Source organism: Photobacterium kagoshimensis (assembly GCF_050337045.1).
Taxonomy (GTDB): Bacteria; Pseudomonadota; Gammaproteobacteria; order Enterobacterales; family Vibrionaceae; genus Photobacterium; species Photobacterium kagoshimensis.
The window spans coordinates 47586-61995 of sequence record NZ_JAKJSO010000018.1 but is presented as its reverse complement, the minus strand read 5'-3'; the positions used below and the strand labels follow the sequence as shown (position 1 = coordinate 61995).

General features: G+C 44.0%; 14 protein-coding genes and 1 riboswitch. Of the genes, 1 reads left to right on the top strand and 13 read right to left on the bottom strand.

Annotation, left to right across the window (positions count from 1 at the left end):
* Positions 1-8 precede the first annotated feature (8 nt).
* The 3 genes from L4C35_RS17135 to punC all read right to left on the bottom strand — a co-directional run bounded on the left by L4C35_RS17135 (position 9) and on the right by punC (position 3207).
* Positions 9-752: an arginine ABC transporter substrate-binding protein gene (locus L4C35_RS17135; RefSeq protein WP_428464032.1), complete on the bottom strand. Its 744-nt coding sequence runs from the start codon at positions 750-752 to the stop codon at positions 9-11.
* 125 nt (positions 753-877) lie between these two features.
* Positions 878-1606 carry an arginine ABC transporter ATP-binding protein ArtP gene (gene artP, locus L4C35_RS17130; RefSeq protein ID WP_428464031.1) on the bottom strand — a complete coding sequence of 243 codons (729 nt, stop codon included), beginning with the start codon at positions 1604-1606 and terminating at the stop codon, positions 878-880.
* A gap of 392 nt (positions 1607-1998) precedes the next feature.
* On the bottom strand, positions 1999-3207 hold the full coding sequence (gene punC, locus L4C35_RS17125) for a purine nucleoside transporter PunC (RefSeq protein ID WP_428464030.1): 1209 nt from the start codon (positions 3205-3207) through the stop codon (positions 1999-2001).
* A gap of 106 nt (positions 3208-3313) precedes the next feature.
* On the opposite strand from punC, the gene punR reads away from it, so the two are divergent.
* Positions 3314-4216, top strand: a complete 903-nt coding sequence (punR, locus tag L4C35_RS17120) for a DNA-binding transcriptional activator PunR (protein ID WP_428464029.1) — start codon at positions 3314-3316, stop codon at positions 4214-4216.
* Between the two features lie 73 nt (positions 4217-4289).
* On the opposite strand, the gene L4C35_RS17115 is transcribed toward punR, so the two are convergent.
* From L4C35_RS17115 to L4C35_RS17070, 10 genes are all read right to left on the bottom strand, one after another.
* The gene (locus tag L4C35_RS17115; RefSeq protein ID WP_428464028.1) at positions 4290-4880 is read right to left on the bottom strand and encodes an FMN-dependent NADH-azoreductase; all 591 of its coding nucleotides are present in this window, start codon (positions 4878-4880) and stop codon (positions 4290-4292) included.
* Positions 4877-5266, bottom strand: a complete 390-nt coding sequence (locus tag L4C35_RS17110) for a MarR family winged helix-turn-helix transcriptional regulator (protein WP_428464027.1) — start codon at positions 5264-5266, stop codon at positions 4877-4879. Before L4C35_RS17110 ends, L4C35_RS17115 begins: the two co-directional genes overlap by 4 nt.
* A gap of 248 nt (positions 5267-5514) precedes the next feature.
* Positions 5515-6120: a CDP-alcohol phosphatidyltransferase family protein gene (locus L4C35_RS17105; protein WP_428464026.1), complete on the bottom strand. Its 606-nt coding sequence runs from the start codon at positions 6118-6120 to the stop codon at positions 5515-5517.
* Positions 6113-6778 (bottom strand): ATP-binding cassette domain-containing protein, encoded by a 666-nt coding sequence (locus L4C35_RS17100; RefSeq protein WP_428464025.1) that lies wholly within the window; start codon positions 6776-6778, stop codon positions 6113-6115. The genes L4C35_RS17105 and L4C35_RS17100 overlap by 8 nt, the downstream gene beginning before the upstream one ends.
* Positions 6744-8456 (bottom strand): ABC transporter permease, encoded by a 1713-nt coding sequence (locus tag L4C35_RS17095; RefSeq protein WP_428464104.1) that lies wholly within the window; start codon positions 8454-8456, stop codon positions 6744-6746. Before L4C35_RS17095 ends, L4C35_RS17100 begins: the two co-directional genes overlap by 35 nt.
* 102 nt (positions 8457-8558) lie before the next feature.
* Positions 8559-9776 (bottom strand): ABC transporter substrate-binding protein, encoded by a 1218-nt coding sequence (locus L4C35_RS17090; protein ID WP_428464024.1) that lies wholly within the window; start codon positions 9774-9776, stop codon positions 8559-8561.
* A complete protein-coding gene (lpdA, locus tag L4C35_RS17085; protein WP_428464023.1) occupies positions 9776-12001 on the bottom strand; it encodes a dihydrolipoyl dehydrogenase in 2226 nt (741 codons plus the stop codon). The genes L4C35_RS17090 and lpdA overlap by 1 nt, the downstream gene beginning before the upstream one ends.
* A 10-nt stretch (positions 12002-12011) precedes the next feature.
* Complete coding sequence (locus tag L4C35_RS17080; protein WP_428464022.1) at positions 12012-12638, bottom strand: carboxymuconolactone decarboxylase family protein; 627 nt, start codon at positions 12636-12638, stop codon at positions 12012-12014.
* Positions 12639-12780: 142 nt separating this feature from the next.
* Positions 12781-13173 (bottom strand): hypothetical protein, encoded by a 393-nt coding sequence (locus tag L4C35_RS17075; protein WP_428464021.1) that lies wholly within the window; start codon positions 13171-13173, stop codon positions 12781-12783.
* A 322-nt stretch (positions 13174-13495) separates the two neighbouring features.
* Positions 13496-14086, bottom strand: a complete 591-nt coding sequence (locus L4C35_RS17070) for a TfoX/Sxy family DNA transformation protein (protein ID WP_428464020.1) — start codon at positions 14084-14086, stop codon at positions 13496-13498.
* A gap of 125 nt (positions 14087-14211) precedes the next feature.
* A riboswitch (cyclic di-GMP riboswitch) is annotated at positions 14212-14316 on the bottom strand.
* Positions 14317-14410 lie beyond the last annotated feature (94 nt).

The window sequence follows — 14410 nt, the reverse complement described above, 5'->3', positions numbered from 1 at the left end:
AACACCTATTACTTCGCGAAGTATTTATCGAAAATGGCTTGGTATTGGCCATTACTTTTTACTGTTTTCAGCGCTTGGTTTAGTTGATCAACCAAGGCTTGGTTATCTTTATTTACTGCGATACCAAAACCATTACCGAAGTATTTTGCGTTCGTTACTGGTTGGCCAACAAATGCAAGCTTGTCGTTTTTCTCAAACCATTCAGCAACAACCGCTGTGTCGCCAAATACCGAATCAATACGACCGTTTTGCATATCAATGAACGCATCTTGGTAGCTTGCGTAGGGGACTGCTGTTACACCTGACATTTGATCAATCAGATAGCTTTGGTGCGTAGAACCATTTTGTACTCCGATACGCTTGCCTGCTAGCGCTGCCTGATCGCTAATTTTCCCTGCTAGTGCGACAAATGCAGCAGCATTATCGTAATACGCATCCGTGAAGCTCACTTGTTGCTGACGTTGCTCGGTGATATCAATACCTGAAATAGCAGCATCGTAACGACGGAATTTAAGAGCAGGAATGAGGCTATCGAAAGGTTGGTTATGAAAACTACATTTAGCGTCAATCTCTTTACAAAGTGCGTTAGCCAAATCAACATCAAATCCTTGAATTTCATTATTGGCATCGACGTATTCAAACGGTGCGTAGGTGGCTTCCATAACGAATTTAATTTCTTGCTGTGCAGCTGCTTGAGCAGAAGATAAGCCAAGACCTAAGCCAATCATTGAGGCGAGTACAATCTTTTTCATGGTAAAACTCCGTGTGTTAAGCGTAGACCTGTCCTTATTGAATAAACTGACAGGCTTTATTTTTGTCTTTATGATTCGTTATTCATTCTCAGTAGTAACAAATAACGTGAAGGTTGAGTTTGTAGCTAGTGCGACAGGTATTCTGCAAACTTCTGGGTTATCGGTGCCGAAAAAGCTTGTTTTGTGCCGTACTCAATAATTTTGCCTTGCTCAAGATAAAGTACATGGCTCGCTACTTTTTTAGCAAAGTCGACTTCATGGGTGACGATCACTTGCGTAATACCTGTTTGGCTCAATGTTTTAATGATGTTGACCACTTGATTGGTGATCTCTGGGTCTAATGCTGCGGTCGGTTCATCAAACAATAATACGTCAGGCTTCATCATTAGCGCCCGAGCAATAGCAACACGCTGTTGTTGTCCACCTGATAGCTGTAAGGGCCAAGTCTCTGCTTTATCAGCGAGTTGCAGCATGGTCAAGATCGCCATGGCTTGTTGCTTCGCCTCTTCTTTATCTAACTTTGCAACCTTAATAGGCGCTTCTATCAGGTTTTGCAACACCGTCATGTGCGGCCATAAATTATATTGTTGAAATACCATGCCCACTTTTTTACGCAGTGCGGAACTGGCTTTTTCTTCAACGGTATTTGTAAAGTTGAATGGGCAATCAGCCACAGTCATTTCGCCGTCGGTAGCTGTTTCGAGTAAATTCAGTATACGAAGTAGCGAGCTTTTACCTGCACCACTTGGGCCAAGTAAAACAAGGGTGTCACCAGCGTCACAACTGAAACTGATATCATGCAATACTTGCGTATTACCGTAGTGTTTATTGATGTTGCTAACTTGAATACTCATGCTTAAATACTGAATTAATCATCACTTGGTGTTTATACTACCTATGTGGAATTCTTATGCAAGAAAAATGTATAAAAAATCTATTTTGTTGCATTTATGTTTGTTTTTTGTGCTTATTTAAGGCGAAGGTGCTGAATCTGGATAGGGGGCTGAATTGGAATGGGGAAGTAAAGCAATGAAAACAGTCAAGAGTGTACGGCGATCGTTGCAACGGCCTTATTTCACATGTTTAGTGAACAAGCTATTTGTATTAATAGGTAAGAGTTGCTGCGCACAGAGATCGTTAATTGTAAGGATCTAGTATTGGGAAGGGGATTAATGTGCCGGTGGTTATTAGAGAAAAGAAAGGCCGCCCGAAGGCAGCCTATAGATTGTTATGCGAGTCGCTCTACTTATGCAGTTTGCTCGTTCAGCACAGTTTGTCGACGCGCTTGAACAACCAGCGCGTAACCAGCGATAGAAAGGAAACCAGCAACGAACATCGCCGTTGTAACGGTTAATAGACCATACATTGCAAACGCTGACACAATGCCGCTTGCTGCGAAGCAGATCATGGTTTGTAGGAAGTTCAAAAGACCAGCCGCGGTTGCGCTACAGTTTTTGAAGTCTTCCAGGGCTTGGCTTACTACGATTGGGTAAATCGCGCCATTTGCTACTGCTAAGAAGCAGAATGGAATCAGGATCGGCCAGATTGTTGTTGGCTCTGTGTTAGTCGAGATTAAGAACATCACTAATACGCTAGCGAAGAACAGTTTAATCAGCCAAGGTAGAATTTGTTTACCTTCAAAACGTGCAAGTAGGGCACGGCAACCGTAACCACCAATGATGAAGCCGACAGTTTGTGGTGCGTAGCTTAAACCGATATCGGCGCCAGAGTAGCCCATCGCTGACATAACAAATGGCGAACCTGTTAAGTAAGCGAAAAACGCAGCAGAACAAGCGGCAAAGATAACCATGTTACCAATGAATTTTTTTGAACCTAAAATTTGTTGGTAATCACGCTTAAGTTGAACAAATACTTTCTCTTGTTTTTTATCAACAGGAGCACTTTCTGTTTCTTTTAGCGTCATAACTGCTAATACTGCGCCAAAAGCAACCAGTGCAATAAAGATACTGCGCCAGCCTAGTTGGTGTTCTAGTAGTGCACCTGCTAGTGGTGCAAGTGCCGGAGATAGCGCAACCAACGGCATGATGGTCGCAAAAACGCGTTCAGAGACCTTACCTTCGTAACGGTCAATAACCACTGCTTGCCAAACAACTGTTGCACTACATGCACCTAGTGCTTGTAAAAAGCGAGTAAATAATAAGATCTCGACATTTGGCGCCATCGCACAAAAGGCAGAAGCAATACTGAATAGCGTCATGCCACCAAGCAGAACTTTAATACGACCAATACGATCAGATAGTGGTCCGTAAACCAGTTGACCTAATGCCATACCTAAAAGGAAAACACTTAAAGTTAAACCAATAAGTGATTGAGAAGTATAAAAATCAGTACGGATTACTTCAAAAGCAGGCAGGTACATATCTGTTGCAAGGAAACCTAGCATACTTAAGCAAGCAAACCACACTAAAGTAAGCTTAGAAGGTTGTTTATTCATGTTTATTGACCGTATTTCATTATTGTATGGTCGCTATGATAGATCTGGCAGTTATCGCTGTGAAACGTTAATATTTCACTATTGCTTTCAAAAAAATTGATTTGATATGTTTTCGTACAATGATCTGCAAGTTATTGATGTTGTAGCGCGTAGGGGCAGCTTTTCTGCTGCAGCAGAAGAGATGCATAAGGTACCAAGTGCTATTAGTTACACCGTTCGGTTAATAGAAGAACGATTAGCTGTCGAATTATTTGTCAGGTTGCACCGGAAGGTCGAACTCACGCCAGCGGGTCACTATTTTGTTGAGCAGGCGAGAGATCTTCTCAAACAAATGGATAGCATTCGTTTACAAACACAACGAGTAGCGAATGGTTGGTCACAAAGTGTATCAGTAGCATTAGATACCGTGGTGCGAGAAAGCCGAGTAAATACCTTAGTGCGTGATTTTTATAAGGCGTTTCCTGATGTTGAGCTGCACTTAACCATGGAAGTCTTTAACGGCGTGTGGGATGCCTTGGCCGATGGGCGTGCTGATATTGCCATTGGAGCTACTGCTGCAATTCCTGTTGGTGGTAATTTTGACTACAGAGACATGGGTATATTGACGTGGAAGTTTGTTGTTGCCCCCAATCATCCGCTGGCTGATATTCAAACGCCGTTAGGTGATAAAGACTTGGCGCAATACCCCGCGGTATGTCTGGAAGATACTGCGCGAACCTTGCCTAAGCGCACAACGTGGCTGGTGGACAACCAGCGTCGTATTATGGTGCCGAATTGGCACAGTGCGCTTCAGTGCATTAAATCTGGGCTTGGTATTTCTGTTGTACCGACTCACATGGCGATTCCACGAATAGAGCAGGGTGAATTAGTGGAGTGTCAGTTGGAGAAAAAGCCGTTTGATAGCCCGTGCTGCTTGGCATGGAACAAGGAAAGTAAAAATCCTGCGGTTGATTGGCTCTTACAATATTTAGGCGATAGTGAACAATTGCACCGCGAATGGATGCGTTAACGTCGTGTGTATTTTGGAAAGGGTGGCGAAAATTGCCACCCTTGGTCAAGTTTGAAACGAATTAAGTACTGAATTAAAAAGCTTCAACCATAGCTTCAATATCAGCCTTTTTCATTTCAAGTAGTTCAGATACGCTATGGCGGCGGTAACCGCCTACGCCGTTTACAACGTAAGCTTGGTAGTCATGAATACCGATCATATGGCAAATGCCACGCATGTACTGGTCATCAAAAGCAAAGTTAGCTTGTGGGCCTTGTGAGTAGTCACCGCCTCGTGCGCCAATATAAATCATTTTACCGCCACATAAACCTTCACTACGGCCCTGTTCGTTGTAGCTGAACATGATGTTAGGAATAATAATTGTGTCTAAGTAAGCCTTTAAGGTTGATGGGATCGTTAAGTTCCACATAGGCGCGACAACAATATATTTATCGTATGACTTAAATTTTTGTGCTTCTAGTGCACATTCACCTTGTGGGTTCATGTAGTTACGTAGGCGATCACTATCAAGGTGAGGCCAAGACGTTGCTGCTAAATCTAGTGTATCCACAGCATGGCTAGGGTGTCGTTTTTTATAGTGCTCAATGGCATGCATACCCAAAGATAATGAGATTGATTGCTCGACTGGCTTGGGGTTAGCTGTAATAAATAAAACACGTGTCATGAATTTTCTCCTGTTAAATTTTGCACAAACCTGAGCATTAAGCTGTGCATTTGTTGTTGTTCAGTCTCATCAAACCCTGCAAGTGCTTGACCGAGCACATCAAAAGCGATGTGTTTTGTTTGTTCTGCTAGCTGAATACCAAGCGCGGTGATTTGCACGCCATAGCTGCGACCGTCATTATTTATTGTCACTTTTTGAATGAGCTGTCGCTTTTCAAGTCCCTTGATTAAACTGGTGATAGAACCTCTATTTTTCATCAGTCTATTGGCCAGAACTAAAGGGGTAAGTGGTGATTCGTTCATCAGTGTCATCAAAAAAATCCACTGTTCGCGAGTAAGTTCGCACCCATTACGAGTAAACTGCTTTTCTAATTCATTGGTTAACATACGTGATGCTAAGCCAACCAAGCCTCCGATAGTGTCTGTAGGGTTCATGTAGTAACAATCTAATTTAAATTTAAACTATATTTGGCATGTTAAACCAAAACTTGCGTAGTGATCAAGTTTGTTGTCGTATCTTTTTACAAGCGGTGGCGGGAACAATTGGAGTCGAGGATACTAATTGGTGAAATAATAATGATGATTTGGTAAAGAGGGATGTATGAGTGTTGGCGCACTGAGTACGCCAAACTGTGTTATTTCAATGTTTGGTATCCAGCCCAAATCCGTGTCATTGTTGTTATCCAGCATAGCGTTCCAAAAATCCAAGCGATTAAAGCAAAATGCTGTGGTAGCAGACAAAACAAGATAAAGCAGCCAATGGTTTCAGTCCCTTCAGTTAAACCACCTATGTAATATAAAGATTTCTGTTTATAGACCGGGCTTTCAATATTGCGTTTACTGGCCATGATGGCAAAGGCGAGAAAGCTAGATCCTGTCCCTATAAATGAAAATATCAAGAAGGCGCCAGCTACTGCGTTGGCTTCAGGATTAGCGATAACAAAACCAAATGGCACCATCGAATAGAATAGAAAGTCGAGAGTGATATCGAGAAATCCGCCACAGTCGGTAATACCTTGACGGCGTGCAATTGCGCCATCTAAGCCATCAAACAGTCGATTAATAATAATAAAGCACAATGCCCATGAATATTGCTGCAAAGCTAAGGCTGGCAGTGCACATAAGCCGATAATAAAACCCGTAACTGTGATTTGATTTGCCGTTATTCCCAGCTTATCAGGTAACACTGACAGGGTTTTAAGTGGCCAACGAATAACCTTTATGGCGTATTGATCAAGCATGAGTGACTCCTTTTATCCAAGGCCAGTTTAATACTGCACCATTGGTTGGGATGTCAGCGTTATCATGGCTGACCATGACCGCGGGGATATTACTGTGCTTAATTTGATTGAAGACAAACGTGCGGAAGGTTTCTCGTAAAGCTTTATCCAACTTACTAAAGGGTTCATCAAGAAGCAGGGCGTGAGGCTCCGAGAGTAGCGTGCGCATCAGGCTGATTCGAGCACGTTGCCCACCTGAAATCTCTGAAGGCATTTTTTCAGCCAGTTCAGTTAATTCGATTTCAGCTAAAGTCGCATAGGCTCTCGCTTTGCGTACAGAGTGTTTAATTGCCCTTGGTAGGCCAAAAGCGAGATTTTCCCAAATGTTAAGGTGTGGAAATAATAAATCATCCTGAAAAAGAATGCCGATACGACGTTCGTTTGGTTCTAACGCAAGAATACTGTTGTCGTGTAATGTCACTTCACCAGTTAACGAGAAGGCGGGAGATAAGTGACCTGCAATTGCGCTGAGCAGGGTTGATTTGCCGCAGCCACTTGGCCCCATGATTGTCAGGATCTCGCCATCAGCAACATTGAAATTCAATGCCTTAACTAATACCGATGATTCAGCGGTTGCTGAAGTGTTACTTATAGTTAGGTTTACCACAGATAAACTCATCCGTGCTTGTACTCCGTTGCTTGTTTACGCGTGGTCGAATACCACTATGGTTACTAGCAAAAAGGGCTAGCGAAAAGAAGATGAAAGGTAATAGCCCCTGTAAAATACCGTATATCGCGCTCACACGACGATCTTGTCCACTAGCCAAGGCAACGGCTTCCGTTGTGATGGTTGAGACTCGCCCTGCGCCCAGCATTTGTGTTGGTAGGTACTGAGTAAGGCTAACACTGAGGCCAATAGCCACGGCAATCCAGATACTTGGCTGTAATAATACGCGCTTTACTTTCCACCAAGCTTGCCAGTGCGTTAAGCCCAGGCTACGTGCTGATTGATAAAGGCGAGCATCAAAACTGCGCCATGGGCCATCAAGCGCTAAATAGAGGTAGGGGAAAACAAAAAGTACGTGGCTCCAGCATACCCATAACCAGTAATGTTGCCCTGCAATAAAATGCGTGGCGACTTGTAGGCCAAAAAGCAATGACAATTGGGGGATCACCATCGGGATGGCAATAAGCCAAAAGGGGATACTGCGCTGGTATTTATCTCGATATTCTAAACAGCCTATGGTCAGTACTAGCGCGATCCCCGTGCTGATTAGTGCAAGCACTAAACTGGTAGATGTTAACTCCCACAGCGATGGTAATTCCTGTTGCCAGAAACGCGTGTTCAAGCGACTAGGAAAAATATCAGGAAAGCGCCAACGCTGTGCAAAAGACCAAATGATAAGAATCGGAATAATGCAAAGTGGCAGAATCCCTAACGGAACATAACTTGTTGCGCCCCATAGTTGGCGTGGTTTTGCGCCTTGGGTTTGCCAATTACGCCAGTAGCTGAGTATCAGCCATTCGAATAGTCGTGCTGTTGCTAAGGCCATAAAGGCAATCAATAATAGACACAATGTGCCTGCGGCTGCTCGTGGTAATAAGCTGATATCGGGTTCGTTAAACCATTGCCACACTAATACTGAGAACGTTGGTGGGCGTGTTGGTCCGATAATCAGTGCTACATCTACGACAGATAACCCAAACGCTAATACCGCATAAAAGGGCAGGCGCATTTTAGGTAGCCACTGCGGCAGAATGACTTTTAACCATACATCAGCACGGTTATAACCCAGTCCCGAAGCGGAAGCATAAAGGCGATCCACATGCAGCTGTTTTAAGATAGAAACACTCATTAATACCAAAAATGGCGTTTCTTTGATGGTAAGTGCAGTAATAAGACCAAAACCGTAGGGATCTTGAATCAAAGAGGGCGCATCGTGGCTGGAAAAGCCCAAGCTTTCGATAGCACGATAGATCCAACCCGTCGGTGAAAATAGGAAAGCAAAGCCAATTGCAAAAGCAACGTGCGGCATAGCTAGCATAGGTGACAGCATACGTTCGATTTTTTGCCAGCGAGGTTTATGCCAATTAGCTTGAAGAATCAAGAAAGTCAGTGTTAATGCGATAATACTGCTGGTGACTCCTGTAAAAAGAGATAGCAGTATAGATTGTGAAACGCCAGGCCATAAAAGAGCTTGATGGAAACCATCGAGGTTAACTGTGCTTAACCTTGGTATTTGCTGGGTTGCAACGGATGGAAGCCAAGAGAAGGCGGGGAGTAAAATACCTGCCATACCTGGGATCAGGGGTAAAATGCACAGTAGAATGGCACTTAAAAACAATATGTGGATCAACATCTAGTCTAACTGCCCATTTCTTGTGGTGCTGCGCTTATGGAAAAAGGCCTTAACCATAAGCGCGGTAGTGTGTTGAGTATAAGGAACCGTCGAAAAAGCCTAATGGCCGTAACGTTTTTGCCACTCGTGCTCTAATGCGATTTGCCAACTTGGGTGTGGCTCTGAAATTGGCTGAAATAGCGCGAAACCACGTTCCCCCGTAGGTAAAGCTTCTTCTTTTAGCACCGATGGATCGCCCCAAATACGAGTATCTGCTTTGCGCATTTGTGCTTCAGGGCTGAGTAAGAAGTTAATCGCCACTTTTGCACCTGCTTTCGCCGATGCATTCCATGGAATGGCCAAGAAATGGATATTAGAGAGTGCCCCTTGATCGAATGAGTAAGCCTGCGCAGTGTCAGGAAGTTTACCGTTTTCTATAGCGGCATTAGCGGCATTTGGGTTAAAGGTTATCGCCATCAATAATTGACGATCATCTAACAGCTGAATAGTCTGCGGGCTACCTGATGGGAACTGCTTACCTTGTTTCCAAGCGACAGGGTGAAGCTGATCTAAATATGCCCATAAAGGTGCTGTTGTGTTTTGGAATCGATCCACTTGTTTAACCGCATCTATCGGTGCAGATAAGCGCTCAGGTTGGTCGGTTAACGCAATCAATGCGGCTTTGAGAAAGCTAGAACCATGGAATTCTGGCGGTTGAGGGTAACTAATTTGACCCGGATACGCTTTTGCTAAGCTCAATAACTCAGAAAAATTCTTAGGTGGGTTATTGAGCTGTTTTGTGTCATGAATAAACACGAGCTGTCCAACCCCCCATGGCGCTTCAAGCCCTTCAGTTGGCTCGGTGAAATCTACATCAACAGGCAGACGTTTATCGACGTATTCCCAACTAGGCAGTGAAGAAACAAAAGGGCCATATAGCAGTTCACTCTGTTTCATTGAACGGAAGTTTTCACCATTGATCCACACTAGATCAACGCTACCATTTTGATTTTTGTCAGCTGTTTTTTCTGCCAGTAAACGCTGTGTCGTTTCTGCTATGTCGGCTACCTTTACATGCTTTAGGGTGACGTTGTAACGAGACTGCAATTCACGAGAAGCCCAGCGTAGGTATTGATTGATTTCTTGGCTACCACCCCAGGCATTAAAGTAGACTGTTTCGCCTTTAGCTTGCTCAAGCACTTGTTGCCAATCTTGATTGCTTGAAATTGAATTTGTCTCGGCGTAAGCCGCATTTGCTCCCACCGCCATGGTTAGCGCTGCAAGTAGTGTAGTCGCGCCTGAATACAGGCGCTTGAAAGTAGATGGTGAGCGGTGCATTACATATCCTTATTTTCTTTTAGCGGCTCGGCTGCTTGGTTTACAGCTGCCTGCTCTGCGACAGGTTGCTTTTTACCTTGGCGCATCCATGCATGGTATTTTTCAACCCATGTTAACAGCATTTTAGGGGCATTCGCCTGCTTCCATTGGCCAGCTGCGTATTTTGTGGCTTCGCTCATGGTTGGGTAGGGGTGAACTGTGCCTAAGATCTTGTTTAACCCTAAGTTATGACGCATTGCCAAGGTGAATTCGGCTAACATTTCACCAGCATTACTTCCAACGATAGTTGCCCCTAAGATGGTGTCTTTGCCTTTAGGGGTAATGACTTTGACAAAGCCGTAATCTTCCCCATCGGTAATTGCTCTGTCTAAATCATCAATACCGTAAGTGATGACTTGGTATTGAATACCTTGTGCTTTGGCTTCTTTTTCATTGATGCCAACCCGAGCGACTTCGGGTGAGGTATAGGTTGCTGCGGGAAGCACGGAGTAATCCGCTCTGAATTTTTTGAATTGACCAAATAAACCATTAACGGCGGCATACCACGCCTGATGTGCGGCTGCGTGTGTAAGCTGAAACGGGCCCGCAACATCACCAACGGCAAAAATATTGCGGTATTTGGTTTGCAGGTAGTCGTTTACTTCGACTGTACCGCGTTCACTCGTTGTGATGCCGAGTTCTTCTAAGCCAAAACCTTGCACGTTAGCTACTCGCCCTAGCGCAAGCATGACATAGTCAAAGTCTGTAGTAACAGTTTGTCCTTGATACTCAAGATAAGCACGTTGGATGCGAGAGCCGTCATCTTGCTCAATAGATTCAAAGCGTAAGGCTTTGTGGTTAAGTTTAATGTTTACACCATCACTTTGCAGTTTACTGTGCACTAATGCTGCGGCATCGGCGTCTTCACGGATCAGAAGTTGGTCTACCATTTCCACTAAGGTAACCTGACTGCCTAGGCGTTGGAAGCTCTGAGCAAGTTCACAGCCAATCGGGCCGCCACCGAGCACAAGGAGTTTCTTGGGCTGTTGTTTTAGCTGCCAAATAGTGTCTGAGGTCAGATAGTTCACATCTTGCAAACCTGGAATATTGGGGACAAGCGGACGAGCACCTGTGGCAATCACGATATTACGGGTGGTAATACGTTCGCCATTTACTTCAACTTCCCACGGCGACAAAATACGTGCTTCACCCGATATACAGTTCACACCTAACGACGAATAACGTTCAACTGAATCATGTGGCTCAATTTTGTCAATAACGGTATGTACTCGCGACATGACTTGCTCAAAATCGACGCTTACATCGCCAGTGCTAATACCAAACTCTTTTGCCCGAGTAATTTCAGACATGGCGTGTGCCGAACGGATAACGGCCTTAGAGGGGACACAGCCTGTATTTAAGCAATCCCCCCCCATCTTATGGCGTTCGATTAATGTCACTTTCGCTTTTACTGCAGCTGCAATATAGGCACTGACTAAGCCACCGGCGCCCGCACCAATGACGACCATGTTTTGGTCAAATTTTTCAGGTGGTGTCCAGTCAGCATACACGCGGCGCTGCTCGATAATACCCATAACAAATTTCGCGACCAGAGGGAAAATCCCCAATAGCGCGAGAGAAACAAGTACAGGGGCTGAGATGATGCCGCTGAGTGATTCTATTTCACCAAGTTGCGTACCTGCATTGATATAGACGGCAGTACCTGCCAGCATTCCCACTTGGCTTACCAAGTAAAATAGCTTGGTTGATAGCGGCGTTAAGCCCATTAATAGGTTCACCAAAAAGAAGGGGAACACAGGGATTAATCGCAGTGTGAATAAGTAAAAAGGACCATCTTTTTTGATGCCTGCGTTTATCGGTGCAAGGCGGTGACCAAATTTAGTTTGTACCCAGTCGCGAAGAATATAACGGCTGAATAAAAAGGCGAGTGTCGCGCCAATAGTACTGGCGAATGACACTAAAAGTAGACTCCACCAGAAACCAAATAATGCCGCGCCAAGTAAAGTCATAATTGCCGCGCCAGGTAAAGAAAGCGCCGTTACAACTATATAAATAGCAAAGTACACTACACTCGCAAAGAAGGGGCGTGCAGCTATCGTATCTTGCAGTGCTATTTGTTGTGCTTTAGCTTGATCCAATGTGAAGTACTGTCCTAAATCGAACAGGAACCAACTTCCAATAAGCGCGACAATGACGGCAATGAGCAGTAGTTTCTTTCTATCCATGAGACAACTCCTACGATTTACTCTGTGGTGACTCTTGCTGCTGGCTGGATGAAGCACCTTGTTCATCGACAGTAGCGCTATTGTTAAGCGCGGATGCGGTCGGCACAGAGCAAAAGCCTTGTGCTGGTACATCAAGCGCGGTATTAAATTTGGCTGATAGGTTTTGAAATGCGATCAGGGCGGTAAGCTCGACGAGGGCATCTTCGTCAAACCACTGCTGCAGTTCAGATAGCATGGTCTCAGTTACTTTCTGCCCTGTGATAGTCATGGCTTCAACATAATGCAGCACGGCAATTTCTTCTTTAGTAAATAAAGTGCTGTTTTGTTGCCATTGCGAAAGCGCTTTGATCTTTTCAACAGAATCGCAACGCTCTGCTAGGCGCATTCCATTGGCATCGACGCAAAATTCACAATCATTAAGTTGTGAAACGCGAACACAAATAAGAGAGCGAGTAACAGGTGATAGTGGTGAATGGCGACGGTCAAGGTAGCCAAAAAAAACAGCAACTAACCAGAAGAGTGGAGGTCTGCGTCCCCAGAGTAAAGAAGGGTTGAGTTCTGCGCCAAAATTACGCTTTTGTAGCCAAAGTAATGGGCGAACAAAGATTGAGTATTTATTTTTTTTTGCCAGGCGCACAGCGTCGTTTCCTTATGAACACATGATATAGCACCAATGCTATACCAAGGTAATAAAGGAGACCCAACGAAGGGCGCAAATATTTCAATTAATTAAAGAAAAATTGAAAACAACGCTCGGTTGCTTGTAATTTAAACAGTTTTTAATTTATGGCAACTTCGACAGCGCGACTGCGTTCTTGCTGTACAACGCGGTTGTCGGGTATTTCTGAAAACGCAATATAAGCAGATGCCAGAATAGGTAAACTGGCGAGTAGCAGCGTCTTGCCTATATGGTAATTGCGGTACCAATATTTACGCGCTCGAATTTTAAGTAATACTCCCCAGATGATCAGGATGATATTAAAGCCACCAACCAGAGTAAATATGTCGATGAGCGCATTAAAAGGAGCCAGTTGCTGTGAGACTAGTAGCATTGCGAAAGCGGGAGGGAGTAGGCTGATAATAACAAGGGCACGGAGTAGTGTAGGCCATTTGTTAAATTTATCTTTGAATATGTGGTCTGTTTGCCCAGGAAAAGGCTTTGAACAGAGCATACGAGCCTCTCTTTTTAGCAATCATTAAGACTGCGTATCGTTATGGTATAGGTGAACTGGTGACATATTATTGGCGTCACACTAAGTGCGATAGTGACCATAAGTAGTTAAAAACAAAAAAATGGCGGTGGAAAGCCCACTGACAGTGGTTATTTTACTTATTTAAGGCGGGATTAAAAGTTAACTGATGCTTTTGTGAACAGTATTTGTGAGAAGAGTCAATCTTTGACGTAATCCTGACATTCGGTAGGCTAGGGCTACAAAAAACGAGGCCTGAGCCTCGTTCTTATTGTGGTGACTGTGTTGTGTTTGCCCCGACTCCCTAAGGTAGCAAGCCTAGCAGTTCACCACGTCTCGTTTCACTGATCACAGACCAGTGTGTGCCACTGATTGCGCCTTCTAAAGCCCAAAGCAACTCGATGTTGAGATTATTATCATGTGTATCGAGCAATGCTTTATAAGCATCAATAGCGCCGACTTCAATCAGTTTATCGACAGTATCAATACCCACTTTTTTCAGCATACGTTCATTAGCGAGTCTTAAGTTTGGCAAATCTTTAATGCGAGATGGCCCAACTTTACTTTTTGTTTCTTTGTCGTTCTTCGCACCTTCTAGTGAGCCTTGTGCGTACTCGATAATCATCTCTGGGGTATCCCACCAGAGGTCAGGAATAGCAAAATGTTTAGTCACTACGGGAAATCCGCGTTTCTCATAAACATAAGGTGATAGATTAGCTTCTTTAAACACTTCAATGTTTTTTGCATTCGCGCGAAGGTGTAATTTATTTTTTACTACCAGTGCAAACATTGTTTCGCCTGCGAAAATGCCAAAACCGCCAAACATTGAGCGGGATTTAACACTGCCAAAACTATCGAATAATTTTAGAGTGTCTTTAAGTATTGGTTTATCCATGCGACTTCTCGGTGAAATAAATCTTGGGAGTCACCTAACATATAAGCGAGGAGTTTAGGTTAGCAAAGCACACTTAATGTATGTCAAAAGCATGTCAAACCCTAAAGCAGGTTTGCAGTAAATCCATCGGTAACCCCGCTACCTTGAATGTGTTAATTTTTATTAAATAACACTTTGTTAGGCCGGAAGCTTTGCGTCCTACTTTTTCAAGTAGTTTGCCCTGTTCGTGACGTAATAAGCATATCGTAAATAGCAGAAAAGCGTTTACTCTATGCTGGGGAAAATGTGATGTTGCTTCAATTATTACTGCTTTATGAAGAGAGA